This is a genomic window from Mucilaginibacter gossypiicola (assembly GCF_900110105.1).
GTDB lineage: Bacteria > Bacteroidota > Bacteroidia > Sphingobacteriales > Sphingobacteriaceae > Mucilaginibacter > Mucilaginibacter gossypiicola.
The window spans coordinates 60,563-87,182 of sequence record NZ_FOCL01000011.1; the positions used below are offsets into that span (position 1 = coordinate 60,563).

The 26,620-nt window shown below is 42.1% G+C and carries 22 protein-coding genes; 12 read left to right on the forward strand and 10 right to left on the reverse strand.

The window, feature by feature from the left end; all coding sequences use genetic code 11:
• Nucleotides 1–299: 299 nt before the first annotated feature.
• A complete protein-coding gene (locus tag BMX50_RS27245) occupies nt 300–4,418 on the reverse strand; it encodes a hybrid sensor histidine kinase/response regulator transcription factor (RefSeq protein ID WP_244281114.1) in 4,119 nt (1,372 codons plus the stop codon).
• Nucleotides 4,419–4,921: 503 nt separating this feature from the next.
• Here BMX50_RS27245 and BMX50_RS27250 point away from each other — a divergent pair.
• Genes BMX50_RS27250 through BMX50_RS27260 form a run of 3 tightly spaced genes read left to right on the forward strand, consistent with a single transcriptional unit; the run spans nt 4,922 to nt 7,533 of the window.
• The gene (locus BMX50_RS27250; protein WP_091217953.1) at nt 4,922–5,728 is read left to right on the forward strand and encodes an MlaE family ABC transporter permease; all 807 of its coding nucleotides are present in this window, start codon (nt 4,922–4,924) and stop codon (nt 5,726–5,728) included.
• 11 nt (nt 5,729–5,739) lie between these two features.
• The gene (locus BMX50_RS27255; protein WP_091217956.1) at nt 5,740–6,513 is read left to right on the forward strand and encodes an ABC transporter ATP-binding protein; all 774 of its coding nucleotides are present in this window, start codon (nt 5,740–5,742) and stop codon (nt 6,511–6,513) included.
• Nucleotides 6,514–6,543: 30 nt separating this feature from the next.
• A complete protein-coding gene (locus BMX50_RS27260; RefSeq protein WP_091217966.1) occupies nt 6,544–7,533 on the forward strand; it encodes an MlaD family protein in 990 nt (329 codons plus the stop codon).
• A gap of 720 nt (nt 7,534–8,253) precedes the next feature.
• Here BMX50_RS27260 and BMX50_RS27265 read toward each other — a convergent pair.
• A complete protein-coding gene (locus tag BMX50_RS27265) occupies nt 8,254–9,420 on the reverse strand; it encodes an acyltransferase family protein (RefSeq protein ID WP_091217969.1) in 1,167 nt (388 codons plus the stop codon).
• A gap of 221 nt (nt 9,421–9,641) precedes the next feature.
• Between BMX50_RS27265 and BMX50_RS27270 the strand changes: the two genes are divergently transcribed.
• The 8 genes from BMX50_RS27270 to BMX50_RS27305 all read left to right on the forward strand — a co-directional run bounded on the left by BMX50_RS27270 (nt 9,642) and on the right by BMX50_RS27305 (nt 16,830).
• On the forward strand, nt 9,642–10,136 hold the full coding sequence (locus BMX50_RS27270) for a hypothetical protein (RefSeq protein ID WP_091217972.1): 495 nt from the start codon (nt 9,642–9,644) through the stop codon (nt 10,134–10,136).
• Entirely contained in the window at nt 10,120–10,614 is a 495-nt protein-coding gene (locus BMX50_RS27275) for a hypothetical protein (RefSeq protein WP_091217975.1), read from the forward strand. Before BMX50_RS27270 ends, BMX50_RS27275 begins: the two co-directional genes overlap by 17 nt.
• Nucleotides 10,615–10,725: 111 nt before the next feature.
• Nucleotides 10,726–11,280 (forward strand): DUF1572 family protein, encoded by a 555-nt coding sequence (locus BMX50_RS27280; RefSeq protein ID WP_091217978.1) that lies wholly within the window; start codon nt 10,726–10,728, stop codon nt 11,278–11,280.
• A gap of 138 nt (nt 11,281–11,418) precedes the next feature.
• The gene (locus tag BMX50_RS27285; RefSeq protein ID WP_091217982.1) at nt 11,419–11,739 is read left to right on the forward strand and encodes an ArsR/SmtB family transcription factor; all 321 of its coding nucleotides are present in this window, start codon (nt 11,419–11,421) and stop codon (nt 11,737–11,739) included.
• Nucleotides 11,736–12,701 carry an SRPBCC domain-containing protein gene (locus tag BMX50_RS34960; protein ID WP_091217986.1) on the forward strand — a complete coding sequence of 322 codons (966 nt, stop codon included), beginning with the start codon at nt 11,736–11,738 and terminating at the stop codon, nt 12,699–12,701. The genes BMX50_RS27285 and BMX50_RS34960 overlap by 4 nt, the downstream gene beginning before the upstream one ends.
• Nucleotides 12,702–12,918: 217 nt before the next feature.
• Nucleotides 12,919–14,448: a glutamine-hydrolyzing GMP synthase gene (gene guaA / locus BMX50_RS27295; protein WP_091217989.1), complete on the forward strand. Its 1,530-nt coding sequence runs from the start codon at nt 12,919–12,921 to the stop codon at nt 14,446–14,448.
• Nucleotides 14,405–15,664 (forward strand): ABC transporter substrate-binding protein, encoded by a 1,260-nt coding sequence (locus BMX50_RS27300; RefSeq protein WP_143065278.1) that lies wholly within the window; start codon nt 14,405–14,407, stop codon nt 15,662–15,664. Before guaA ends, BMX50_RS27300 begins: the two co-directional genes overlap by 44 nt.
• The gene (locus BMX50_RS27305; protein WP_091217996.1) at nt 15,661–16,830 is read left to right on the forward strand and encodes an RsmB/NOP family class I SAM-dependent RNA methyltransferase; all 1,170 of its coding nucleotides are present in this window, start codon (nt 15,661–15,663) and stop codon (nt 16,828–16,830) included. The genes BMX50_RS27300 and BMX50_RS27305 overlap by 4 nt, the downstream gene beginning before the upstream one ends.
• 222 nt (nt 16,831–17,052) lie before the next feature.
• On the opposite strand, the gene BMX50_RS27310 is transcribed toward BMX50_RS27305, so the two are convergent.
• From BMX50_RS27310 to BMX50_RS27330, 5 genes are all read right to left on the reverse strand, one after another.
• Nucleotides 17,053–17,379 carry a hypothetical protein gene (locus BMX50_RS27310; protein WP_091218001.1) on the reverse strand — a complete coding sequence of 109 codons (327 nt, stop codon included), beginning with the start codon at nt 17,377–17,379 and terminating at the stop codon, nt 17,053–17,055.
• Nucleotides 17,380–17,405: 26 nt separating this feature from the next.
• Complete coding sequence (locus BMX50_RS27315) at nt 17,406–17,978, reverse strand: MarC family protein (RefSeq protein ID WP_090528400.1); 573 nt, start codon at nt 17,976–17,978, stop codon at nt 17,406–17,408.
• A 12-nt stretch (nt 17,979–17,990) separates the two neighbouring features.
• A complete protein-coding gene (locus BMX50_RS27320; protein WP_091218005.1) occupies nt 17,991–19,154 on the reverse strand; it encodes an MFS transporter in 1,164 nt (387 codons plus the stop codon).
• 96 nt (nt 19,155–19,250) lie between these two features.
• Entirely contained in the window at nt 19,251–20,807 is a 1,557-nt protein-coding gene (locus tag BMX50_RS27325) for an amino acid permease (RefSeq protein ID WP_091218008.1), read from the reverse strand.
• Nucleotides 20,808–21,262: 455 nt separating this feature from the next.
• Nucleotides 21,263–21,622, reverse strand: coding sequence for a hypothetical protein (locus BMX50_RS27330; RefSeq protein WP_091218011.1), 360 nt, complete (start codon nt 21,620–21,622; stop codon nt 21,263–21,265).
• 150 nt (nt 21,623–21,772) lie between these two features.
• On the opposite strand from BMX50_RS27330, the gene BMX50_RS27335 reads away from it, so the two are divergent.
• Nucleotides 21,773–22,111: a single-stranded DNA-binding protein gene (locus tag BMX50_RS27335; protein WP_091218015.1), complete on the forward strand. Its 339-nt coding sequence runs from the start codon at nt 21,773–21,775 to the stop codon at nt 22,109–22,111.
• A 293-nt stretch (nt 22,112–22,404) separates the two neighbouring features.
• Here BMX50_RS27335 and BMX50_RS27340 read toward each other — a convergent pair whose 3' ends face one another.
• From BMX50_RS27340 to BMX50_RS27350, 3 genes are all read right to left on the reverse strand, one after another.
• Nucleotides 22,405–23,838 (reverse strand): PAS domain S-box protein, encoded by a 1,434-nt coding sequence (locus tag BMX50_RS27340; protein WP_091218018.1) that lies wholly within the window; start codon nt 23,836–23,838, stop codon nt 22,405–22,407.
• A gap of 65 nt (nt 23,839–23,903) precedes the next feature.
• Complete coding sequence (locus BMX50_RS27345; protein ID WP_091218023.1) at nt 23,904–24,608, reverse strand: SDR family NAD(P)-dependent oxidoreductase; 705 nt, start codon at nt 24,606–24,608, stop codon at nt 23,904–23,906.
• 173 nt (nt 24,609–24,781) lie between these two features.
• Nucleotides 24,782–26,560: an aromatic amino acid hydroxylase gene (locus BMX50_RS27350; protein WP_091218028.1), complete on the reverse strand. Its 1,779-nt coding sequence runs from the start codon at nt 26,558–26,560 to the stop codon at nt 24,782–24,784.
• Nucleotides 26,561–26,620: the final 60 nt, after the last annotated feature.

Consider the following 26,620-nt stretch of genomic DNA (forward strand, 5'->3'; position numbering starts at 1 on the left):
GCGTAGCATGGCAATCGCACGGAAGCATAGCCGCTCTGTACAGTATGCGATTGCTTCGTCGTTCCTCCTCGCAATGACATGGGGCTTTTGTATTCCCAATGCTTGTATAATAAAGGAGTGATGTCAGCGCAAATGAACTTCTACTAAAGCTGAAAGCTTTAGTGATATTATACCACGGGTTACGCTATCGCTAAACCCGCGGCAGTGAAAGGCAGTAAAATCCAATAATCCAGAAAATCCGTTTAATCACGGTTCAGAAAAATCAGCGCAATCAACGTAATCAAGAAAAAAATCAACGGTCACTCCTGGCCCATAGCATCCAGGTATTTTGACGGGATACTGTTAAACTCGGCCTTAAAGGTACGCACAAAGTATTTCTGGCTCTTGAAGCCAACCTTATGGCAAATTTGAGATATGGTAAGGTGACCGGTTTCCAGTAACTGGGCAGCACGTTTCAAACGCATAGAACGTACAAGTTCGTTAGGGGTTTTACCCGTCATTTGAAGTATCTTTTTATAGAGGGTGTAGCGGCTTACAAACATCTCACTGCTTAGTTCCTCAACCGAGAAATTAGGGTTAGAAATATTGGCATCTATGAGCATCAGCACCTTTTTAATAAACAATTCCTCCGGCGAATCAACCTGCAGCTCGGTAGGCGTAACATCCACCTGTTTTTGGTAGGTTTTACGCATTTTTTCCTGCTGGCTGAGGATGTTCTTTATTTTAGAATGCAGGATTTCAAAATTGAAAGGCTTGGTCATGTAATCAGTAGCACCTGTTTCCAGGCCCTTGATCTGCTGCTCCTCCCCTGTTTGGGCAGTAAGTAATATCACCGGAATATGAGATGTACGCGAATCGCCCCTGATTTTACGACAAAGGTCAATACCATTCATTTCGGGCATACTGATATCGCTTACTACCAGGTTGGGGTGCTGGGCCAGTGCCTTTTGCCAACCCTTTTTACCATTTTCGGCCTCGATGATATTAAAGGCATCCTTCAGGTTATCTTTAATATAAAACCTAAAATCCTCATTATCTTCCACTAACAATACCGTCGGTTTCTTTATATCGCGGATTTCCTTTTGCTGCGCCGGTTTTACAGGATCGGCATCTGTCATAAATTCCGTACTGTGCTGCAGATGGTATCCGGTATCAGTAAACAGGGCTTCATCAACCTTTTGCAATGGTAGTATTACTGTAAAACAGCTCCCCTGGTTGTGGTCACTCTCCACAAAAATCTCGCCCTCGTGCAGCTTTACAAATTCCTTAGTAATAGCAAGTCCAATCCCGCTGCCCTGGTTTAACATCGAGCCGGGGATGTCATTTTGAAAAAAAGGTTCAAAAATGCGCTCCCTCTTATCCGCGGGGATCCCGATACCTGTATCCACTACCCTTATCTCCAGCAGACATTCATCATTTTCATCGTTGCGTTTCAGGTTAAGCAATACACTTACCTGGCCGCCCTCATGCGTAAACTTATAAGCGTTTGAGAGCAGATTAAACAGAATACGCTCTATTTTATCATGATCAAAACTGGTAACAAATTCTTCCGCATCAGTATCAAAAACAAATCTGATATGCTTTTGGTCGGCTATATCGGTAAACGACCATGACAGATCTTTAATAAAATTAATGATGTTACCTGATCGTTTATACAGTTTAAGCTCCTGGTATTCCATCTTCCGGAAATCCATCAGCTGGTTAACCAGGTTGAGCAGGCGTTTGGCATTACGGGTGATCATGGTCAATTGCCGCCTCGTTTCTGGTTCGCTCACTTGCTTCAATATCTTATCAACCGGCGCCATAATAAGCGATAGCGGCGTACGGAACTCATGGCTTATGTTAGTAAAGAATTTGATCTTCATCAAATCAAGCTCATGCATGCGCTGTGCTTCTTCACGTTCTTTTTCAATAGAAAACTGCTCCCTTAGTTTCTTGATGCCCCGCTGCCTGAAATAAAACAGGGCACCAATACCCAGCAAAGCATAAATCACATAAGCCCAGGTAGTTTTCCAGAATGGCGGCAGGATCCTGACGTGCAGGGCTATTTCTTTTCCGTTCCAAAACTCATTGTTGGTTGCCCGTACTTTAAAGGTATAATCACCAGGCTCAAGGTTGTAAGTAGCCTTACGAAGCTTATTATCAACCGAGATCCAGCCGTCGTAAAAACCTTCCATGGCATATTGCAGCTTTACCTTATCGGGATTAAAGAAAGTAAGCGCAGCAAATTCAATCGAAAAAACGTTTTGATCGTAATTAAGCACTATTTCCTTAAGCTGAGAAATGGATTCGGGCAAAATAACCCTGCCGTTAACCTTTTCGCCTACACCAAGGCTTTTATCAAACAATTGAAAATCGGTAAACAGCAATGCCGAACTGCTTTTGTTAAAATGCAGGGCCGATGGCTTAAAAATATTAAACCCGTTTCCCCCGCCAAAAATCAATTCCCCTTCACGCGTTTTTACCGATGAGTTTTCGGCAAATTCACGCCCCTGTAAACCATCAGCCTCATTATAGTTTATGAAATTGAACTTAAGTTGTGGCTTTCTCCTGTCTACAATAATATTTGAAAGCCCATTTGGTGTGCTCACCCATATATTACGGCTTTCGTCTTCCCTGATGTCTATGGTTGTATTGTCGGGCAGGCCATCCTGTTTGGTAAGGGCGGTGAACTTTTTAGTATCCGGGTTAAAAATATTAAGGCCTTCGCGTGTGCTGATCCATATTAATCCCCGGCTATCCTCCAAAATATTATTGGTATTGTTATTTACCAGGCTGTTAGGATCTTTATCATCATGCAGGTAATGAATAAACTTATTTTCCTTTCGCACCAACACGTCAACACCATAAGCAGTCACTATCCATATGTTTTTACGCCTGTCCTCAAGCAAAGCACTTATGTAATTTGAATGAATGGTATTTTTGCTGATATCACCATCAAACCGATAGCTTGCTACTACCTGCCTGTTTTTATCGAGCTTATTTAATCCTGCCGATAAGGTACCCACCCAAAGATTTTGCTCGCTATCTTCCATAATAGAACAGATCCTGTTTTCAGAAATACTGTTCGGTACATTATCGCTGTGCTGATAATGCTTAAATGTTTTTCCATCGTAACAATCCAATCCTCCGTAATAAGTGCCTATCCACAACTTTTGCTCATGATCAATAAACAGGCAAACTATTACATTATTGGTAAGGCTGTTTTTATCATTGGCATTGTGCAGGTATTGTTTAAAGCTGCCGGTTTTACGGTTCCAGTAAATAAGGCCGCCGCCATTTGTACCTATCCAGATATTGCCCTGCTTATCTTCGGCAAAATTATTTACGTCGCTAAAAGGCAGGCTGTTTGCATCGCTGAGGTGATGTGTATAACCCGCAAATTTGATAATGCTTGGATGGTAATAGCTTAACCCTCTTTTATAAGTTCCACACCAAACAATACCCGAGTAATCGCGATAAACACAGGTTACGCTGTTTTGCCCAACAGTTTTTTCATCGTCTTCACGGTTTAGGAGGTAGCTCAAGTTAAAGCTTTGCTTATCAAGCAGGTTTATGCCGCCATGATCTGTAGCTATCCACATCCGGTTTTGATCATCCTCTGCCAGGTCTGATACCACATCTGTATTCAAACCTGTACCTGATGGCCCTTTTCCAATATGTTTAAAGATTCCTTTTTGCATATTGAGATAAAACACACCCGACGAATAGCTTGGCACAAATACCCAGATATCATCCTGTCTGTCGATATATATTTTGTATGATGAGCTCAGTCCCGGTGGCAGTTCACCAAGAGTTTTACGATAATTTACCTTGTAAGTAACCGGATCAAGCCTCTCCAAAACCCCGGTATTAGATACCAGCCATATGCCTTTCCTTGAATCCACAGAAAGATCGGTGACCATATTGGAAGAAATGGAACTGCCGTCATTATCCTTATGCACCAGGTTAGTAAGCAGTTTTGTCTTTGGGTCATATTTATACACACCCTGATTTTTGTTATGGTGCAAAAACCAAAAATTACCAAACCTGTCGTTTTTGATGGCTGCTATGTAAGGATCATACAGCTTTATTTTGTACAGAAAATCCTTATAATTCCGGGTGAATTTTTCGGTAGCAGGATTATAAATATTAAAACCCATGCGGGTTTCGATCCAGAGTTTATTTTCAGGGCCGGGGGTTATGCTAACTATATAGTCGTCATCTAATGTAGTTGTGTCATTACTGGCATGTTTGAAGGTTTTGATCTTGTAACCATCGTACTTGTTAAGCCCCGACAGCGTACCGAACCACATAAAACCTTTATTATCTTTATAAACACAGTTTACCTGGTTATGGGACAATCCATTGTTAATATCAAGCCTTGAAAACTGAAATGGGTTTGATTGCGCACTTAAAAATGCTGGTAAATACAGCATAACAAGGCAACATATCAAAATTTTACACTTCATTAACTATATTTTAGGGGCTGTGCTACGCTATATAAATTTTAACTTTTAGGTTTGCAGACTAATTGGTTTAAACATTTAACCAAAATGGTCAAAGGTTTATTTTAGCCGTAATTTAATCTGCCATTAACACTGTATTTGATAATTTGCCCGCTTAATACCGGTGCGGATTTTGGCCGGTGTTTTGCTACAGCACTTATAATTGGTTATTATCAAATGTACTTTTAATGCAGAGGTAAGATATAATACTTTTTTGACATTATTTAGTTTTAAATTAACAAATTTAGCATCCAAGCAGCCATATAAAGCGTTGATATATAATACTTTTATTTCATTTTACTAATTAAGTGAAATGTTTTTAAACTATTTCAAAAAGCAGGCTAAATAAGGATCTTAATGAAATAAACGATTACGGCAAACAAACCCCGGCGCGTTTTGTAGAAGTAACCGTACATAATACAAGTACCTATTGAATGGACAATACGCAAAGCATACCAAAGCATCCAAAAAGGCTCGCAAAGTTTAAACAAAGCCTGAGCGACTTCTTTTTTACGCTTTATAAGATAAACCAATTTATCCTTCGCTTTTTCAGGGAGGCTTTTGTACCTCCTTTTGAACTTAAAGAAGTTGTACGCCAATGCTACGAGGTAGGCGTACGTTCATTTACATTGATATCGGTTACAGGTTTTATTGTTGGTGTCATCTTCACCAAACAGTCAAGGCCATCTCTATCACAGTTTGGAGCCGAATCGTGGCTGCCTTCGCTGGTATCTATAGCCATTATGCGCGCCCTTGCCCCATTGGTTACAGCGCTCATCGCTTCAGGAAAAGTAGGTTCAAGTATCGGTGCCGAATTAGGTTCCATGCGGGTAACCGAACAGATAGATGCCATGGAAGTATCGGGCACCAAACCTTTTAAATACCTGGTATGTACCCGCGTACTGGCAACCACACTTACCATTCCAATTTTATCAACCTATACCGGCTTCGTGGCCTTGTTTGGCGGCTACTTAAACGTTACCCAAAACGAAGGCACTACGTGGACTACCTTTATACAGGAAGTTTTTGAACCCCTTACTTTTACCGATTTTGTGGCATCACTCATCAAATCAATTGTATTTGGCTTCACCATTGGTATTGTAGGTTGCTATCAAGGCTATAATTCAAACAAAGGTACCGAGGGTGTAGGCAAAGCGGCAAATGGTGCAGTAATTACGGCCATGTTCCTGGTATTTATTGAAGAAGTTATTATTGTACAGATAACCGGCTGGTTCCGCTAATTAATTAAAGCATGAAGAAAGTAGCAGTACAGGCAGATCATAACAACCCGGTTATCAGCATCAGGGGCTTAAAAAAAGCGTTCCAGGATTATGCAGTGCTCCGGGGCATTGATCTTGACCTTTACCAGGGCGAAAACCTTGTTGTACTTGGTCGTTCGGGTACAGGTAAATCGGTATTGATCAAAATCATATCAGGCCTGCTTAAGCCGGATGAGGGAATGGTGAAGGTATTTGATCAGGATATTGCCCATATTACAGAAGATGAACTGCAAAAGCTCCGCATCAGGATAGGTTTTTCATTTCAAAACAGCGCATTGTACGATAGTATGACCGTGCGCAAAAACCTGGAGTTTCCGCTGGTGCGTAACAAGCGTAACCTTACCCGCGGAGAGATCAATACCGCAGTAGAAACCGTACTTGATGCTGTCGGTCTTTCGCAAACTATCAACCAGATGCCATCCGAGCTTTCGGGAGGGCAGCGTAAACGGATCGGTATTGCCCGCACGCTGATCCTGAACCCCGAAATCATGCTTTATGATGAGCCAACGGCCGGTCTTGACCCTATTACCTGTATCGAAATCAATGACCTGATCAACGAGGTGCAGCAGCGTTACAATACATCGTCCATCATTATAACACATGACCTTACCTGCGCCAAACAAACCGGCGATAGGATTGCTATGCTTTTAGACGGTCAGTTTCAACGTACCGGCACCTTCGAGGAGGTATTTAATACCAACGACAGCCGGGTGAAACCTTTTTACGATTACAACTTTATTGAATAACAACACTTAGATAAGATATATACCATTATTATGGATCCAGCAGAAAACAGAAAATCGATCATAGTAGGCATATTCCTGGCACTTGGCCTCGTACTATTTATATTGGGGGTGTTCACCCTTGGCGGTCAGCAAAAGGCATTTGTTAAGAACATAAGATTAAGCGCTGTATTTACCGACGTTGCCGGTTTAAAAAAAGGCAACGCCATTTGGTTTTCGGGCGTCAAAGTAGGCACAATCAGTGCTATCAAATTCATTGGCCCGTCAAAGGTTGAAGTTTACATGAATGTTGACGAGGCTACCCAACAATATATCCGCCGTAACGCGATGGCCAAAATTGGATCAGATGGTTTAATAGGTAATAAACTCATCGTGATAGAAGGAGGCACTGCAGAGGCACCTGTAATTGAAGATGGCGACGTACTGCAATCGGAAAAAATGCTCTCGACCGATGATATGCTCAAAACCCTGCAGGACAATAACCAAAATCTGTTAGCTATCACCAACGATTTCAAATCATTAAGTCACAATATACTACAGGGCAAAGGCACTGTTGGCGCCTTATTGGCCGATAGCACTATGGCTATACAGCTACGTGGTGCTATGCGCAACCTGCAAGCCACTACCCAAAGTGCGGCTTTAATGGCGGTACAGCTTGATAAGTTTAGCCGGAAAATAAATACCAAAGGCGGCCTTGCCGATAAAATGCTTACCGATACAGCTACTTTTGCTCAAATTAAACAGGCAGTAACCCAGTTGCAGCAAACCGCTGCAAACGCGTCAACGCTTACTAACAACCTTACCAGGGCAAGTAACAAGCTAAATAGCACCGACAATGCCCTGGGCGTGCTACTAAACGACCAAAAAGCGGCAGTGCAAACACAATCGGCCATTAACAACCTGCAGGCGGCATCTATCAAATTAAATGATGATCTTGAAGCTGCCCAGCATAACTTTTTGTTAAGAGGTTTTTTCAAGAAGCGTGATAAAGCGAAAGCCGATAGTTTAAAAGGGAAGCAGTAATTGCTTCCTATTTTCTTTTATTATGCCGTTGTTGGTGTTGTCACCACAGGTGTTCGGAAGATTTTTTAATTCCCTCCTTGGGGAGGGGTGGGCAGAGTTGTGTAGTGGCAGGGAGGGGTTTATGCGCTATTTTAAGCGAATAAACCTATCGGCGAAACCCCTCCCTTCACTCTCCCAGGGGAGGGAATCGCACAATCCCGAACTTTTTATTTTCTTCCGAACACCTATGGTGTTGTCACCAACAACTTTTCAAACCTGTTATTTCTTATAACAACAGAATCACTGTTGCTCAGAAACGATAATTACGTAGTACAGAGTTGTTGGTGACACACCAACAACGGCGAAGAGGAGCATGGAGGAAATTAGCAATGAAGTGAGTGATTTTTACAACGATTATTCCCTCCCTATTAAACACATCCCCCTGCCGCGCTTAAGAGCGGATAGCACTACCCACGCATTTTTTTTTAAGTGTTGCTAAGACCAATGAACCACTCAACTAATGAACCAGTGAACAAAAAAAATGCGTCCCGTATCTCACCCCGGAACGCAATTTCGACAACATCTCAAAGCTATCGATCAACTAAATCAGGTTAAATCTCACCCTGTATCTTATTATACACCCATATCGTGCCATTGTTTTAAATTATTAAAAATCAGATATTTAATTAATTAAAGCTTTTTAAATTGTCCGATTTTGCACATCTAATGTCCACTTTCAGATCATATAAATTTATTTATCCCCGGGATCTTTACCAGCATCATAGATAACAGGAAACTACCTGTCACAGCCAACGGCGCAACAATTAACAATTTATAGGCCGGATCCACCGGCCAACTTATGGCAGTAACCGAAAGCGAGATAAGTACCAACGGATGAAAAACATACACCCCAAATGCTGCGCGCGACATGTTTTTTGCAACTGCTGACTGCACTGTCCACCGATGTTTTGCGATAATCAATAAAGCAGCCATAATAAAAACACCAGTAAACTGTTCCCAACAAGCGTACATCAGCGATTGCCAATGCCCTTGCCCGCATAGTTCTTCAATAGAGCTGTTTGTACTTTCTTTTATAAAATAAATTATCGGAAATAATACCAGAATCATAAAAGCAACCAACCATGCAAACAACCGTCCCGTTCTAAGGTCAAGGCTCTGAAGCCAGTTATTTCGTGATGCTGTTATTCCCATCCAAAACATGGCGATATATTGCGGAAAATGCCCCAACTGAAAGCCAATGGGCTTAAGCACCCACCCTACCGGGAAAAATATCCTCGCAAAATATGAAGCGATTCCTAATACAGCTGCAAATAATATAATTGCGAGGGCCGATGGTGCTTCCTTTTGCTGTTGACTCCGCGTTTTTAACAATGTATTAAACAGCACAAAAACTAAACTGAATAATAGTAATGCAGCCACAAACCAAAGCACTCCAAAATCTATCCATCCGTCAAAACCGCTCAGGTATTGAAAATAGGTAACCTGATGCCCCCTGGCAAAACGATAAACAATATAACTTAACACCGGCGACAGGATAAACGAATAAAATAACAACGGGATACCTAAGCGCTTTAACCTGTCGGCAGTAAAACGTACTGCCCCTTTATTTTGAAATGATGATGCCGTAAAATAAGCCGAAATAAAAAAGAAGAAACCCATAAAAAACGACTGGTTTACAGACACAAGCAGCGTCATGGGTATAATTGCACCATCATTTGTGGTTTTATCTGTAAAATACCAGCCGCCTGGTGCACCATACGTAATAAAAGTATGATGCAGCACCACCAAAATAGTGAGCACGATCTTCAAATTATCGATGTAAAGCAGTTTCGATGGGGTTGAAGATGTGGTATTATTTTTAGTTGGCAAAGTATCGGTTAATTGCATAGATTGATTTGAGGTGATTTCATTCGATAAGACACCATAATTTTCAGCATGTTACACCCTGACAACCTCATAGTATTATTATACAATTATGTACAACACGCAGGAGTGTGAAATACGACATTCAACTTCACACATTTTGCGCAATTTTTCTTTAATTTGTAACATAGTTTTTATATATTTCGTTGAATACTAAAAATATACTATTTTAATTGACCCCTAATTTGAATACGCGGTTACAAACACCTGCACCCGTGGTCCAGAGCGATTCGGCGGCCGTACTTAACCTGTACAACAGTTACGCAGCTAAGCTTTTGGGTTATATTTATGAGGTTGTGCAAAATAAATTAGTAGCCGAGCAGTACCTTGAGGCTGTTTTTAACGATATACCAAACGAGCTTGAGCAATTTTCAAAAAACGGGACAAGTGCCCTTTGCCTCCTGCAAATCATGGCACGCAAAAAGTTGGTCCACTTTTTTGAAGCTTTAGAAAACGACACCGACAAAACAACCTGGGAAAATTTGCCATGGACCAATAACCCTTACGTAGCTGTGATGACGCCCTTGCAGCAACAGGTTTTTGGTGGTATTCATTACCAATGCAAATCAACAGAGCACATTGCTATAGAACTGAATAAAACAGAAGAAGAAATCAGAAAAACGTTAAAGGAATGTTTTACCATTATCAGGAACAGGAGGGACAATGAAAGAGTACATTGATAGCGGTATCCTTGAAGTTTTTGTAATGGGCATAGCTACTGACGAGGAAGTAAAGGAGCTGATGTACATGAAGGCTAAATACCCCGAAGTAAATGAAGCGCTGAAACACCTGGAAATAGACATGGAAAGAATTGCAGCCGATATGGCCCTTGCCCCCCCTCCAGGCACATGGGACAGGATCGAAGACGAGATTGATGGTCTTATCCGCAGGGAAACTTACACTCAGCCGGTCAAGTTCAGGACAGACCACGGGCACAATGGCTATGAAAAAACGGCCCCTCCTGAACAATTCATATCTATCGAATCTGAATCGAACCATATGCGCCTGCATAAATCATGGCGCTGGGTGTTTGCCGGCGTGTTTGTGCTGGGAAAGATCTTTTTAGGTTTCGCAATATATTTTTATCTCGAAAACCGCCAAACCCAGCAGCAATTGCAGGAGTTAAAAACCGAGATCAGGGAATTAAAGAAGAAGTGATTAGAAGTTGGAGGTCAGAGATTGAGTCTCCTGTTTGTTTAAAATATTTGAGGCATCCATCAGGATGCCTTTTTTGTTGTTTATTAAACCATTGCCTCCTAACTTTAACTTATGGAAAACGATTATTTAACCAGCGTAAAAAAGCAGTTTACTTATTACAAATCCCTTGGCGAAAAAACGTTTGAGCAGCTTAACGATGAACAATTATGCTGGCAATATAATCCGGAGTCAAACAGTATTGCCATGATCGTGAGCCACATGGCTGGCAATATGATTTCCAGGTGGACTGACATTTTCACCTCCGATGGCGAAAAACCTACCCGTAACCGCGAAGCTGAATTTGCGCCGTCTGCGCCAACCCGTCAAACAATTTTAGATTCCTGGCAACAGGGATGGAAATGCTTTTTTGATACTCTTGATAAACTAACCGTCGATGACCTGGATAAGATCATCTATATACGCAACCAGGGCCATACCGTTACGGAAGCTATTAACCGCCAGTTGGCCCATTACCCCTATCACGTTGGTCAGATCGTTTTTTTAGGCAAGATGCTGTGCAATGAAAACTGGCATTCATTGTCTATCCCAAGAGGCCAATCTGAAAGCTATAATGCAGACAAATTTGCCAAAGAAAAACGCAAAGCGCACTTTACCGACGAGGAATAGATCCACTTATCCCCTCTTATGACATCCTATCTCTTCATCTTCCTGAAACACGGGCTTTAAAATATTTTTCAATTAAATTTCCGCAACCGATTAATTGCATTTATATTTGCAATCAAACGGTTGCAAAAAGAAATTTTTATGAGAAGAGATGTATTTCAGGCCATTGCCGATCCTACCCGCCGGGCCATTATTAGCTTGCTGGCCTTGCAAGCCATGACACCCAATGCCATTGCCGAACATTTTCAAAGCAGCAGGCAGGCGGTATCTAAACACATCCAGATCCTGAGCGAATGCCAATTGGTGAGTCAAAAACAAACCGGTCGGGAAATCTATTATCATTTTAACGCTCAAAAGATGAAAGAAGTAGATGTTTGGATGGATCAGTTCCGCGCCCTGTGGGAAACCCGTTTTAGCCAGTTAGATAACGTATTACAAAACCTAAAAAACAAACAATCATGACAAACAACGAAGCCGTATTTACCAAAGACCTTCAAAACAAAAAGTTAAATGTGGTAAGGACTTTTGATGCGCCGCTAAATTTAGTGTGGCAGGCATGGACCGAAAGCGAAATCCTTGACCAATGGTGGGCGCCGAAACCTTATCGTGCCGAAACCAAAACCATGGACTTTAGGGAAGGTGGCTACTGGTTGTACCAAATGGTTGGTCCCGAACATACAGAACATCCAACATGGTGCAAAGAAGAATTTAAAACCATTGTGGTTAGACAAAAAATTGCCAATGCTGTTTCCTTTTGTGATGAAAACGCGGTAACCAATACCGATTTCCCTGTCATGAATTGGGAAAAGAATTTTACCGGAGAGGGTGAACACACCACCGTTAATATTGATATTTATTTTGATAAAGTGGAAGATATGCAAACTATTGTTGGCATGGGCTTCCAGGAAGGTTTCACTGCCGGCTTAAGCAACCTGGATCATTACCTGAGCACCGCTTTCAGGATCAGGAAAGATCTGAAGCCAAACAACACGGCAAGGGTTACCACTTACTTAAATTTCAACGGCAAAACCGAAGAAGCTTTCAAATTTTACAAAGAGGTTTTTAAAGGCGAGTTTACAGGCAAAAAGCTAACACGCTTTGGTGATATAGAATTGCCTGCCGAGGTTCAGATAAGTGAAGCCGATAAAAAACTGATCATTCACGCCGAGCTCACCATTATGGGAGGCCACGTACTGATGGCTACCGACGCGCCCGAGAGTATGGGTTTTAAATTACAAACCGGCAATAATATGCACATTAACGTTGAGCCTGAAAGCCGTGAAGAAACCGAGCGCCTGTTTAACGAGCTATCGGCCGGAGGCAAGGTGAGTATGCCCCTGAGCGATATGTTCTTTGGCGCGTACTTCGCGGAGCTTACTGATCAGTATGGCATTAACTGGATGCTGAATTATCAGAATGTCTGAACCGGGATATCTGAATAAACTTACTTATAAAACCATGTCGTTGCGAGCGCAGCGCGGCAATCGCACGGAAGTATAGCCGCTCTGTATAGCATGCGATTGCCACGTCGCAGCCAGGCTCATTCCCGTTTTGCTCCTCGCAATGACATGATTTATAACTTACTTTTTAAATTAGAGACTGGAAATTCTCACATCTCAAATCAAATTCCTATCTTTGCCCATGCAAGAAAAAATCCTCATTCTTGACTTTGGTTCGCAATTCACCCAACTTATAGCGCGCCGCGTCAGGGAGCTCAATATTTATTGTGAGATCCACCCCTTCAATCATTACCCTGAAATTGACAGCACTGTAAAAGGTATCATCCTTTCAGGCAGTCCTTACTCTGTAAGGCAGGAAGACGCTCCTCATTTCGAGTTTGAAAAATTCCATACCACACGTCCTATTTTAGGTGTTTGCTATGGTGCTCAATACGTTGCCCATTTCCATGGCGGCGAAGTATTGCCATCAAGCACCCGCGAATACGGTCGTGCCAACCTGGAATATATTAAACAGGATAACCCTTTGTTTAAAGATGTTCCCGGTGGTTCACAAGTATGGATGTCGCATGGTGATACCATTGCAACTATTGGCGATAACTTTGAGGTAATTGCAAGTACCGATAGCGTTAAAGTTGCAGCTTACCAAGTTACCGGCACCCAAACCTACGGTATCCAGTTTCACCCGGAAGTTACCCACAGCATTGACGGCAAACAGTTGCTGCAAAACTTTTTGGTTGACATTTGCGGCTGCAAACAAGACTGGACACCAGACTCATTCATCGAAACCACGGTTGCCGCTCTTCGCGAAAAACTGGGCGATGATAAAGTAGTACTTGGTTTATCAGGCGGTGTTGATTCGTCGGTTGCGGCGGTATTGCTGCACCATGCTATCGGCAAAAACCTGCACTGTATATTTGTTGATAACGGCCTTTTACGTAAAGATGAATTTGAGCAGGTGCTTGAATCATACAAACACATGGGCTTAAACATAAAAGGCATCGACGCCAAACAACGTTTTTATGACGCGCTTGCTGGCTTAACCGATCCTGAAAAGAAACGTAAAGCTATCGGCCGCGTATTCATCGAAGTATTTGATGATGCCGCGCACGAAGTACAGGATGTAAAATGGCTTGGCCAGGGTACTATCTACCCGGATGTTATCGAATCTGTGTCGGTTAAAGGCCCTTCTGCTACCATCAAATCGCACCATAACGTAGGCGGTTTGCCCGATTTCATGAAGCTTAAAGTAGTTGAACCACTTAACACTTTGTTTAAAGACGAAGTAAGGAAAGTAGGTAAAGCTTTAGGCATCGATCCTAATATTTTAGGCCGCCACCCTTTCCCGGGGCCAGGTCTGGCAATCAGGATCCTGGGCGATATCACACCCGAAAAAGTGGCGATATTACAGGAAGCTGATGCAATTTATATAAACAATTTACGTGCTGCCGGAGTTTACGATAAAGTTTGGCAGGCCGGTGCTATATTTTTACCGGTGCAATCGGTAGGTGTTATGGGCGATGAACGTACTTACGAAAACGTGATCTGCCTGCGTGCCGTTGAATCGGTTGACGGTATGACCGCCGACTGGTGCCATTTACCGTATGACTTGCTGGCTAAGATCAGCAACGAGATCATCAACAACGTAAAAGGAATTAACCGGGTAGTATATGATATCAGTTCAAAACCACCGGCCACTATTGAGTGGGAATAAGTGGTTACCGTTTTTTTGCATAGCATTGCTGCTGGCCGCGTGTTCACCAAAAACGCGGCCGGTAGCAACTACCGTAAAAAAACCGACTGATAATACCGAAAAAAAGCCCGGCAATACCACCGAGAAACCGGCAGAAAAGGCTTCGGAGCAAAAAGTGGCAAACATAGCCATGCTCTTGCCCCTGAATCTTGAACATTTAAATCCGGCTCAAAAATACAGTCCTCTACAGCTTAGTCAGGCTAACATAGCTGTTGAATATTACCAGGGATTTAAACTTGCCCTTGATTCGCTTACCACTTATGGCAATAACTATAAGCTGCAGATCTTTGACTCAAGAGATGAGGCTATGCAGGCGCATGACCTGGCTTTAAACGCGTTTGTCCGTTCAAGCGATCTGATAGTCGGCCCTGTTTTTCCGGATGGCGTAAAGGCATTTTCCGGTGCCCTGTCCTATTCTAAAGGGCCTATTTTGTCACCTTTATCGCCTGCTAATCCGGCTACCATCAACAGCAAAAATTTGATCACCGCTATACCTCCGCTTGAATATCATGCCTGGGGCGCAGCAGAGTATATTAACAGAACGGTAAAACCCAAAAAGATCTTTATTCTTCGTTCGGGCTTTAACCAGGAAAATGATTACGCGGTTAATTTTAAAAAAGCCATTGACAGCTTAAGCAAAAAGAAGGTAAAGGTTATCAATGTATATGTTGTACGCGGAAAGCTGGGCAGCTTATTGCCGCAACTTTCAAAAACCGAGAAAAACGTATTTGTGATCCCTGCTATTGATCAGGCATTTTTAGGTGTGACCCTACGGTCGTTAGATACGTTGAACAAGCACTATCCGGTTATGGTGTTCGGGCACCCAAGCTGGGACAAGTTTAGCTTCCTGAAACCACAACTATTACAGCGATTGAATACACATATCACCTCAACCGAAAAAATAAATTACAAAGCCGGGGCTACAATAACATTTTTACGTAACTATAGGCGGGCATATCACGTTGAACCGACCGAATACGCTATTAAGGGTTTTGACGAGGGTTTATACTTTGGCAGGCAGCTTTTTGCCGATAAAGGTTTAGCTTCAATTGAGGGAACCGATTTTACCGGCTTGCATAACGGCTTCCATTTTATTAAAAAACCGGGACAGGGCTGGATCAATACCCACGTAAATATATTAATGTACACTAACTTTGAGCTAAAACAGGTAGAATGAAGGCTATAAATCAGCTTAAAACGTTTCAGCGAATTTTGGGTGAATACCCTGCCGATACGCCACTAAGTAAATTTTTACCCGGCTTTTACCGGCAAAACAAACAAATGGGCTCAACCGACAGGCGGGTTGCCAACCGGCTGGTGTACAATTACTTTCGCCTGGGCAAGGCACTGCCTGATGTTCCGGAAGACGAACGCCTGTTAGTCGCAGAATTTTTATGTAATACCCAAACTAACTCCTACCTCCAAAACTTTAAGCCCGAATGGGCCGTTTGCGTAGGTTTTAGTGATGATGATAAACTCGCCCTCGTAAAAACTGCTTACCCGGATTTTAAACTGGAAGATGTTTTTCCGTGGAGCAGCCAACTTTCGGACGGAATTGATAAAGAAGCTTTTCTGAAATCGTTTTTTTGCCAGCCCGATCTGTTTATCCGGGTACGTAACGGCTATGATCATTTGGTAAAAGCCGAACTAACCAAAGCCCAGGTTGTATTTAAGGACGAAGGTAATGGCTGTTATTCGCTGCCAAACGGTACCCGCCTCGAAACTATATTCCCCAAACAACACTGGTTTGAGGTTCAGGATTATTCATCGCAGCAAACGGGTAATTACTTTAAACCACAGCGTTGGGATAGCTGGTGGGATGCCTGCGCAGCATCAGGTGGTAAATCCTTATTATTACATGAGGATGAGCCCAATATCAAACTGGTTGTATCTGATATCCGCGAATCCATACTGGCTAACCTTGATGAACGCTTTCAATTGGCCGGATTGACCAAATACCAGAAAAAAGCCCTCGATCTTACCCAAAACATCGATTCGGTGATGCATGATTACGCTTTCGACGGGATCATCCTTGATGCACCCTGCAGCGGCTCCGGCACCTGGGGACGTACTCCCGAAATGATAGCCCAGTTTGATAATCATAAAATAGAGTTTTTCCAGAAGCTTCAAAAAAGCATCGCCCAAAATGTGGTGAAATACCTCAAACCGGGTAAGCCGCTTATTTACATCACCTGCTCTGCCTTCAAAGGAGAGAATGAAGATGTGGTGGATTATTTAGTAACTGAGCTCGGTTTAAAACTTGAAGGGAAGGCGGTTTTAAAAGGCTATGAGCGTAAGGCAGATACCATGTTTGTGGCGAGGCTTAGCCCCCCGGCCATTTAATAATTTATGTCATTGCGAGCGTAGCTGGCAACCACACGAAAGCCTCTCCGCCCCGTATAGCATGCGATTGCCGCGTCGCGCCACCGCAAATCCCGGCCTGCTCCTCGCAATGACATGAGAGAATAAGCCTTTTTGATCTACAAATGCGTATTACCCCCTTTTGGCGCAAGTCTTGAGTGGAGGATAGTGTGGAGGCTGACTTGGGCCTCCTACTATAGAATCTTACCTTGGTCTTTTTATCACCGCTGTAATAATCCCCCCTGCAATTAAGCCAATAGGTAAAATAACCTGACCGGGTAAAACCACCATTGAAACAATAGCTAAAAGAACACCGATTCCTATTTTTAATAACGCTAAATTAAAGAATGGCTTTTGTGCACTATTAACGTCAATTATTTTTTGAGCAGTCAAATTCGTTAATACTTGCTTTATCAACTCGGGAGGGATACCTTGCTTTTCGAGACGGGCATAAATAACCTCATTATCAAGCCCCTCGTTTTTTAATCTTGAAGCTTGCAGGTAAGCCTTCCTTTTTAGTTCTTCGTCCATCGGTTTAGGTTAAAATTTGTGAAAGCCTACAAATGCGTATTACTCCTGAAAAGTTTGATCGCTATCGCCAATAAAATAATCCCGAATGCTTTGCGAAGCACACTCAATCCTATCGGCCCAAGCAGCCTCTCAAGCCATTTTACATTTTTAAGTACCAGGTAAACCACAAGGGTATTCAACACAATGCCTACAAGGATATTTTGCGTTTGATATTGCGACTTAAGGGAAAGTAGCGTGGTCATGGTACCGGCCCCTGCTATCAGCGGGAAGGCCAGCGGCACTATGGATGCTGCCTGCGGCAGTTCTTCTTTAAAAAAATCGACACCTAATATCATTTCCATGGCGATAATAAAAATCACCAGGGAGCCAGCAATAGCAAAGGAAGAAATATCAAGCCCGATAACCGCCAGCAGTTCATCCCCTATAAAAAGGAAGGTTACCATAAGCACCAGAACGGCTATACTGGCCTTTTCCGATTCGATATGGCCTACCCGTTGCCTCAGCTGAATAATTACCGGTATAGCACCCAAAATATCAATAATAGCAAACAGGATCATCGTAACCGAAATGATCTCTTTAAATATAAACGGGTGCGGCATGGTGTCTTAAATTTATTCTTTTTTCTTTAACCGGATACTCAGCAGCAGTGCAGCCAAAATATAGCATGAAGATAAGAAGAAAATAGCATGTACCGATAGCAAAGCTGCAAAGCCCGCGGTAACTGGCCCAAGGGTTTGCCCTATAGAAGCATACGATTGATTGATGCCCAATATTTTGCCTTGTTCTTTATGATCGATATGATCGGCAATGATTGCGTTAAGCATAGGATTGCGCAAACCGTTAAACAGGCCATAAATACAAATGCCGATAACAAAGGGTATAAATTGATTAGTAAGTCCGGTTACAAACATTGCTACAAGGCATAGGAAAGTAGAAAGCAACAGGATCATTGATTTGGATGAGAACCATTTAGTAAACAACGGTACGCAAAGCTGCATAATAATACCACTTACACCGAAACCGGCGTACAAAATACCGATCTGAGTAGGATTGATCTGCAATACATCGACACTAAAAGTTTGAAAACCGATGATCATGGTAAACTGCGCCATGGTAAGCATAAAGCCTGTAAACACCGCCGTACCTATAATGGGTCGTTTAAGTGTAGTTACCAATGCAGTAAACGAGAACTTAGTTTTCTCCGGATCCTTTTTTGTTTTATCAGGCGGGTTAGTTTCCTTTAAAAAGAATAAGCTGCAAAGCGTACCGATAAGTGAAATGCCTGCGGCAAAATAGAAAGGCACCTGCATACCGTATCTGTTTAGTAAACCACCTATGGCCGGCCCAATTACAAAGCCGAACCCGAACGCCGAACTCAAAATACCAAACCTCCTGGCCCGGTTATCCGGCCTTGCCGTATCCGATACCATAGCTTGCGCTACAGATACGTTGCCACCGGTAAGTCCATCCAGAATCCGCGCTGCAAAAAGCATGATCATACTTCGGGCTTCGGCAAAAAGGATAAAGGAGATGCAGGTACCTGCAAGGTTGATAACCAGTAAAGGCTTCCTCCCCCATTTATCAGATAGTGAACCCAAAACAGGCGTAGCAAAGAACTGAGCTATTGAAAAGGATGCTGTTAAAACGCCTAATGTTTCGCCTGTAACACCGAAGGTTTTACCGTACGAGTAAAGTATCGGTACAATAATGCCAAACCCCAACGAGTTGATGATGCATACAAATACTAATACCCACAGGTTTTTATCGCCCTTCATGAAGCGGTTTTATTGGTTTAATTATGTAAAATGGAATGTAACAAAAAAGGTTCTGAAAATTCAGAACCTTTTTTGTTTATGATAACATTGTTATGATTACTCAACAAATTTAGGGTTTATAGGGTTATTAGCGCCTTCAACCTTGCCATGGCGTACATGTGAGCGTTTGATGCTATAGCCAAAGTAAACTGCAAAACCAATCAATAACCAAACAATAAGCCTTGCCCAGTTTTCCCAGCCTTCGCTTGCAATCATGCACAAGCAAATGATAGCTCCAAGCGGGCAAACTATCATGTATGCAGGGGTTTTAAACGGACGCACAATATCAGGATCAGTTTTCCTTAAAATCAGGATACCTATACATACAAGCACAAAAGCGAACAGTGTTCCAATACTTACCATGTCACCTACATATTTATCGGGAATAAAACCGGCAAATAACGATACAAACACAAAGAATAACCATTGTGATTTGTAAGGGGTACGGAATTTAGGATGTAATTTTGAAAACACTGAAGGTATTAAACCATCGGTACTCATTGTATAAAACACACGGGTTTGGCCCATAAGCATTACCAAAATTACAGAAGAGAAGCCTGCAAGTATAGATACCGTAACAAATGACGCTAACCAGCCGTAGCCAGGCATAGCTGTTTTGATAGCATAGCTTACCGAAGCTTCTTTACCCTGGATAAGGAAATCTTTGTATGACACCAAACCAGTTAACACATGCGAGAATAAGATATAAAGTATTGTACAAAACACTAATGATATCAAAATACCTTTTGGCATGTCTCTCTGCGGGTTCTTAGCTTCCTGAGCAGCAGTTGAAACTGCATCAAAACCAATAAAGGCAAAAAACACAACACTTGCACCACGTAAAACACCAAGCCAACCGTGGTTAAAGGTATCGGCATAGTCAACCACGCCGGCACTTACTTTAATTTTACCTGCATCGGCAGGGATAGTATACGGGGTATGGAAAGCCGGGTTAATGAAATGCCATCCTAAACCAATGATCATCAATACGATGGCAACTTTTACAATTACGATGATATTATTCACAACTGCTGATTCCGCAGTACCACGAATTAGTAACAGAGTCAATAAGAACAGGATAAGAATAGCAGGCAGATTAACGATACCTCTTGTACCCATTTCAGCGGCGTACATACCTGTGGTGGTATTTGAGACTTCCATAAACGAGTGCGACCATGCGTACGGTATATGCACACTAAAGAAAGTTGTTAAAAACTCATTAAAATACTGCGACCAGCCAATAGCAACCGTAGCGGCTCCCAGTGCATATTCAAGTACTAAATCCCAGCCAATGATCCAGGCTATGAATTCGCCCATGGTAGCATAAGAGTAAGTGTAAGCAGAGCCTGCGATAGGGATCATACTGGCAAATTCTGCATAGCATAAACCTGCCAGGGCGCAACCTGCGGCTGCTATAAGGAAAGAAATGGTAACCGCAGGACCGGCATGTTCACCTGCCGCAGCTGCTGTACGAACAAAAATACCGGCACCTATAATTGCGCCGATACCGAGTGCTATAAGCGAGCCAACGCCTAAGGTTCTCTTAAGCGATTTCTCCGTTTCTGCCGAAGCAGCCATTAGTTGAGCAATCGGTTTCTTAATAAATAATTTCATTTTAAATTAGTAAGATCAGTCAAAAATTAAAAATTTACATTTCCCCAAACGTACTTAAATTTATTGAAAACATAAAGAGCCGAATGAAACAACAGTTAAGTATTAATTATCAAAATATTAAACTGTTAAATGCTATTAAATCTATAGAGATTCAGACTTTCTATTCATATTTCAACCCGAAATAGCTGTTTAAACCGGTAACATAGGCGATAGTTACTATTTCATATCCTCCTAAATCGCTTTATAGCAGTAATCTTAAATTTTACAAGGATCATACCCACGCTTAAATCGATTTTAGCGATTTGGAAGGTATTTTAGGATTTTTAAATTATAGATTTTTTGCCTGAACCGGGATTTTTAGGATTAAAGGATTTCCGGGATCCCTGCCGCTCAACATTGCTGAAATACTGCAACTGTCTACTGAAACTGCCACTGCAACTAAAAACTGCAAACTTCTACTCCCCTTCCCTCTTCACCAGCAACACCTCATCGTTATCTAACAACAGGTAGCCGTACTCATAATTAAAAAAATACGTTGATCCGGTTTTGGTTTGGTAGATGCTGGTGATATGATCAAAATCAAAACCTTTTGCAGTAAGTTTTTTTCGGGTTGTTTTGGTTTTGCCTGTTGGGTTCAGTTCTTCCAGTACACGGCGGTTACGGCGCAGTATATTATTTATATTACGTACCAGGTTATAGCTATTACTGTTGAGCTGATTGTTATAGTTATTGCGGCACAGATCGTTACAAAACTTTTTATCCGCACGGCCTTGTAGTGGCGTTCCGCAATCTAAGCATACTCTTTCCTGGTTCATAGTATAAAGATAGTTATTAATTTATCCGTTTGCAAACGGTTACAAACGGATAATATCGACTATAAACGGTTATTATCCGGTTAATTTTTCGCGTCCTCCCCACCTTTGTATCGTTAACTCAAACAATATTAAACAGTAAATATTAAAACGATGAACTCATTAAGAAACAGTGTACGCCTGGTAGGTAACTTAGGTATGGATCCGGAAGTAAAAGTATTTGACAGTAATAAAAAAATGGTACGCCTATCTATCGCCACTAATGAAAGCTATAAGAACGATAAAGGCGAAAAAATAACCGATACCCAATGGCATAACCTAATTTTTTGGGGACCACAAGCCAGCCTTGCCGAAGACCTGCTTAAAAAAGGAGACGAATTGGCTATAGAAGGCAAACTGACCAACCGTAACTATACCGACAAAGACGGCATTAAACGTTACGTATCAGAAATAGTAGTTAATGAATTTTTAAAAGTAGGTGCTAAAGGCTGAAGAGCAAAGGGCGAGGCCCCGAAGGCGGTAGGGCATTGGCGGGTAAGATCAGTTGATTCAAGGGCGCAGGTATCGCCAAAGGAAGAATAATCTATTTTACACGAGACATGCCTTTCAAATAACACAATCAAAATTCGTCAGTGACAATACCGACAGGAACACCCTTCTGTCAGCCTAATAGAGAAATTATATAATAGAAAACGGCTTTAAGCCTAAACCTTATCTTAATTATAACATTTCTCCCTGCCGGTATTGTCATTTGCTAACCTGTGAAAACACCTGTGATAAAAAGCTTACGCATCAGTCCCAAAAGCTTTGATATAAGCCGTTCTTTCCACAATAGAATGAATTACCCCATCAAGTTGTTGTGATGTTGTATCAATATGCCCGATGATCTCTTTATTAAGCGGATTTTGCAGGTCATCGTTATCAAATAAATTAACCAAGCCTAAAATAGTAGCTACCGGCTTGCGCAATTCATGCGAGCTGATATTGGCAATTGTTTGCAGGCGGTTGTTCTGCTCACGGATATTATCTTCCGTCTTTTTGCTTTCTATCAATACCCTGAGGATATTAACCGTGCGCTCAATAATACTTAGTTCGTCATTGCTGGGCTCCCGTGTATCATGATAGTAAATACCAAATACGGCCAAAACTTTCGACCCTTTTGAGCTCATTACCGGGGTAGACCAGCAGGCTTTTAAACCGTACGGTCTTACCATATGCGCATAGTTATCCCAAAGCGGGTTATTTTCTATATCGCTTACAATTACCTGTTCGCGATGATATACTGCCCTGCCGCATGAGCCGATATCCGGGCCTACAGGCAGCCCTTCAATTAAATCGCAATAAGCCTGTGGCAAGCGCGGGGCAGCCAGCACATGCATTTTTTCCTGTCGTTCATCAACTTCCAGCACCGAGCATACCATATCCGGAAAAATGCGCTCAATGCCCCGCAATAGCTCGCGTGTGGTTTGTCCAAGATTATATTGAGAGGTGGCATTTAGTTCAAGTACTTCTTTTTCAAGCCCCAATACCCATTCCTGCATCTTAATCTCTGTGATATCACGGATAAAAATGGCTAACTGGTTTTTATAAGGATAAACGTTGATGCGTAACCAGCTGTTGGAATTGGTGTTGAGATATTGTACTTGTATAGATCGTCTCTCGCTTAGTGATAATTGAAATTCATTAGCTACCCGTTCACTCAAGCCCAGGTTCTCGATCTGCATGAAATTAGCCACCTCCAGCTGTTCAACTCTTAGGTTGGTCATGGCATGAAAGGCTGGATTAAACGCGGTTATATTCCATGATGAATCAAGTACAACAAAGCCTTCATTAAGGCTTTGAATAGTGTGCTGAACGATATCGTTTTCAGGCTGCCCAACCATTCCGGCGAGCGTATTACCGCTTGAATAAATGAGGTTATCGTCCTCATTTAATATCACCGACCAGATAATGCTGAAATAACACCCGTCTTTGGCCTTTACCCGGCTTTGATAACCTACCAGCTTTTTATGAACCATAAGGCTTGCCTGCGATTCGGCCTGGCGTTCTTTATCGGCCGGGTGACAAATATCTGAAATATTTAAACCTGCTAAGTCCTTATCGGTATAGTTAAATGTATTTCGAAACGCATAATTGGTATGAAGGATCACACCATTCATATCCATGACAAAAAATATGTCTTTCGAATGAGTAAAAAGTGATGTAAACCTGGTGTCCATTAGCTAAAAACATAACATATTTATAATAACTAAGTTATAAAAATGTTTGCAATATTATTCAATATTCAGGGAGTAGTTGCTGCTACAGGTATTATTTTTCCGTTAAAAAATTTACTACCGGTTAATGCAAAATCAGCAATATACTTACCCATTTCAAAAGCCATCACCGGCGATTCATACCCTGGAAATGCCTGTTCCAGCATCTCGGTTTGTGCTGATCCTAAAGCCAGGCAGTTAACTTTTATACCTTGTTCTGTTAACTCCTGTGCTAAACATTCTGTTAGTGTATGTAATGCCGATTTACTCGCCGAATAAGCCGACAGGCCCGGAAATTTCGCACTTCCCTGAAAGCCCCCCATACTACCGATATTCAGAATATGTGAGCCGGCAGGCATTAAAGGAACCAAAGCCTGAATAGCGCGTACATGACCAATAAAGTTGCTTTGCAGCATCTCCACAAAGTCCGATTCAAGCAATTGGGCAAATGGTTTATTGATCAACACCCCGGCGTTATTAATCAAAATGTCAACCCGGTTATCAAAATGTGACGCTATGAAATGCTGTAAACCTTCATAATCGTCATGCACAATGTCAAACTTTAAGGCAAACAACTGGCAATCGGGATTTAAGCCATGGGTTATTTCCAGCAAACGTTCCAGTTTATCCTGCGAACGGGCCAAAGCAATTACCTTGTGGCTGCCCGATAGTATCAGTTCAATTACGGCTTCAAAGCCCACGCCACTGCTGGCGCCGGTTATTATAATGTTCATATGCCCCCTACCCCCCTAAAGGGGGAATAATTGTTTGTTATTAATATTATTTCCTAACGTCATTGCGAGGTACGAAGCAATCCCCAATTAGCAGAGCAGCTCTGTAAAGTTTGGGATTGCTTCGTACCTCGCAATGACGCTTGATTTAATACCCCTAAGATGGTAAATCAATGCTAAACTACCAATTTTTGCTCAACCGGGTGCTTGATCAGGTAAAAACCATCGCTGATGAGCTTACCATATTCCGGTTCAGTGCTTCCTTTCTGCTCTAAAAAATATTTGATCTCGGTGGCTAAGGGAAGATCTACTTTTTCATGATCAAGTATTTCCAGTATCTCTAAAGCACAAAGCCAGTCGTCGTGATGATCTTTTTGCAGTTGCTGCCAAACGTTACCTAAAAAACCGTAATCGCCATGGTTAATGCGGCAATTACGCACCTGCTGGTAAAGCCTGTGCAGTTCTTTAGTTTTATGATCATGTACGGCGTGATGCGTTTCTGTTTTTGATTTATAAACAATGGTTTCGTAAGCCTCTCTATCGGCAGCGCCGCAAAATACCGAAACGATCTTCTCGCCAACGGCCATGTCATAAACGCCCCAGGCCGGATCAAATAACACCGCGCCATCTTTATCTGTAACTGTTACCTTATCAAAAGTGATCAGGCAGATCTTACCATCCGCTGAAAGAACATTTTTCACAACGCCATTTACAGTAATTCCACTTTCAAAAAACAATTCAGCTCTATTCCCATTTACTATTCCGGCTGCGTTTAAATCTTCTCCCGAAAAATCTTCTAAAGCAACACTGCTACCTTTCAATTTACCAACCGGCGAGCTGAAACCATCTTTATGGTAATCTTTTCCGTGTCCCTTTAACTGTTTGTTATTAACGGCTAAAGCAGTAGGACCGGTTGTTTTGATAAAATTAGGTTTCCCATCTGCACCTGTTTTAAAATCGGTAATGGTACCGGAAACCTGCAAACCCGAACTGTAAACTGCGGTACAAGTATTTTTGCTCTCCACAGCCTTATTTAAACCGTAAGCGCCTCCTTTTCGGAACGACATGGTATCAGCAAACTCTTCCAGTACGTTTATAAGGTTCTGAAAATCGGGGGTTACAAAAAGTTGCGGTTGGGGCTTGGTAATATCATAGCTATATTTAACAGCATCAATGGTATACCATAACTTTTCTATATGCCTTTGCATACAGGTCGAGCTCTCCCCGATGGACGAAAGCAAACCTGCTCCGTAAATCTTTGGCTCCTCCAGTGTTCCGATCAGCCCATACTCAACAGTCCACCAATGTAAACGACTCAATAAAGCCATTTCTGAAGGCTCGCCCATATTTTCCTGGCAATAAGTTACCAGCTCCTCGGCTTTAATAATTTCCTCTTCATCGGCATCGGGCATTTCTTTTAATATCGATAAAGCCCTGATGGCTTCGTACAATTCAAAATCCTGTGCCGAAAACATGGCCTTCGCCCCTATCGACCCAAAATAACTCAGGTATTCATGATAATCCTTATCGGCAATAATAGGCGCATGCCCTGCCGATTCGTGGATAATATCGGGCGCAGGGGTATATTCAATATGTTTTAATTGGCGAATATCTGCCGCGATAACCAGCACCCTGTAAGCCTGGTACTCCATAAATGCCGCGGGCGGGATAAAACCATCAACAGTAACTGCTCCCCAGCCAATTTTACCGAGGGCATCATTCATCTCCTGTAAATTGGGGATATGCTCAATGGTTAAACCGGCTTTCTGCAAACCGGGGATATAAGGATAGTAAGCTACATCCTTGAGGTAGCTATAATTTTGGCGCATAACATAGCGCCACACGGCATGGTCAATGGGTGTATAATGCTCGTAGTGCTGGTCGACTATAAATTGTTTTAAATGACCGGGCAATGCCGCAACCTGCGGATTATTAAAATCATTGAAATGGCTCATTGATAAACTGGCGATTTATAATATAACGCCAAGTTTAGCATATGGTTGCTATGAAAACAA

Bases quoted from the DNA above. Each gene is read 5' to 3' on its own strand.
- BMX50_RS27285 (WP_091217982.1), top strand. From the start codon at position 11,419: ATGAGAAGAGATGTATTTCAGGCCATTGCCGATCCTACCCGCCGGGCC.
- BMX50_RS27245 (WP_244281114.1), bottom strand. From the start codon at position 4,418: ATGCTGTATTTACCAGCATTTTTAAGTGCGCAATCAAACCCATTTCAG.
- BMX50_RS27315 (WP_090528400.1), bottom strand. From the start codon at position 17,978: ATGCCGCACCCGTTTATATTTAAAGAGATCATTTCGGTTACGATGATC.
- BMX50_RS34960 (WP_091217986.1), top strand. From the start codon at position 11,736: ATGACAAACAACGAAGCCGTATTTACCAAAGACCTTCAAAACAAAAAG.
- BMX50_RS27265 (WP_091217969.1), bottom strand. From the start codon at position 9,420: ATGCAATTAACCGATACTTTGCCAACTAAAAATAATACCACATCTTCA.
- BMX50_RS27300 (WP_143065278.1), top strand. From the start codon at position 14,405: ATGATATCAGTTCAAAACCACCGGCCACTATTGAGTGGGAATAAGTGG.
- BMX50_RS27310 (WP_091218001.1), bottom strand. From the start codon at position 17,379: ATGGACGAAGAACTAAAAAGGAAGGCTTACCTGCAAGCTTCAAGATTA.
- BMX50_RS27340 (WP_091218018.1), bottom strand. From the start codon at position 23,838: ATGGACACCAGGTTTACATCACTTTTTACTCATTCGAAAGACATATTT.
- BMX50_RS27305 (WP_091217996.1), top strand. From the start codon at position 15,661: ATGAAGGCTATAAATCAGCTTAAAACGTTTCAGCGAATTTTGGGTGAA.
- BMX50_RS27345 (WP_091218023.1), bottom strand. From the start codon at position 24,608: ATGAACATTATAATAACCGGCGCCAGCAGTGGCGTGGGCTTTGAAGCC.
- BMX50_RS27330 (WP_091218011.1), bottom strand. From the start codon at position 21,622: ATGAACCAGGAAAGAGTATGCTTAGATTGCGGAACGCCACTACAAGGC.
- BMX50_RS27255 (WP_091217956.1), top strand. From the start codon at position 5,740: ATGAAGAAAGTAGCAGTACAGGCAGATCATAACAACCCGGTTATCAGC.
- BMX50_RS27280 (WP_091217978.1), top strand. From the start codon at position 10,726: ATGGAAAACGATTATTTAACCAGCGTAAAAAAGCAGTTTACTTATTAC.
- BMX50_RS27250 (WP_091217953.1), top strand. From the start codon at position 4,922: ATGGACAATACGCAAAGCATACCAAAGCATCCAAAAAGGCTCGCAAAG.
- BMX50_RS27275 (WP_091217975.1), top strand. From the start codon at position 10,120: ATGAAAGAGTACATTGATAGCGGTATCCTTGAAGTTTTTGTAATGGGC.
- BMX50_RS27335 (WP_091218015.1), top strand. From the start codon at position 21,773: ATGAACTCATTAAGAAACAGTGTACGCCTGGTAGGTAACTTAGGTATG.
- BMX50_RS27320 (WP_091218005.1), bottom strand. From the start codon at position 19,154: ATGAAGGGCGATAAAAACCTGTGGGTATTAGTATTTGTATGCATCATC.
- guaA (WP_091217989.1), top strand. From the start codon at position 12,919: ATGCAAGAAAAAATCCTCATTCTTGACTTTGGTTCGCAATTCACCCAA.
- BMX50_RS27260 (WP_091217966.1), top strand. From the start codon at position 6,544: ATGGATCCAGCAGAAAACAGAAAATCGATCATAGTAGGCATATTCCTG.
- BMX50_RS27350 (WP_091218028.1), bottom strand. From the start codon at position 26,560: ATGAGCCATTTCAATGATTTTAATAATCCGCAGGTTGCGGCATTGCCC.
- BMX50_RS27325 (WP_091218008.1), bottom strand. From the start codon at position 20,807: ATGAAATTATTTATTAAGAAACCGATTGCTCAACTAATGGCTGCTTCG.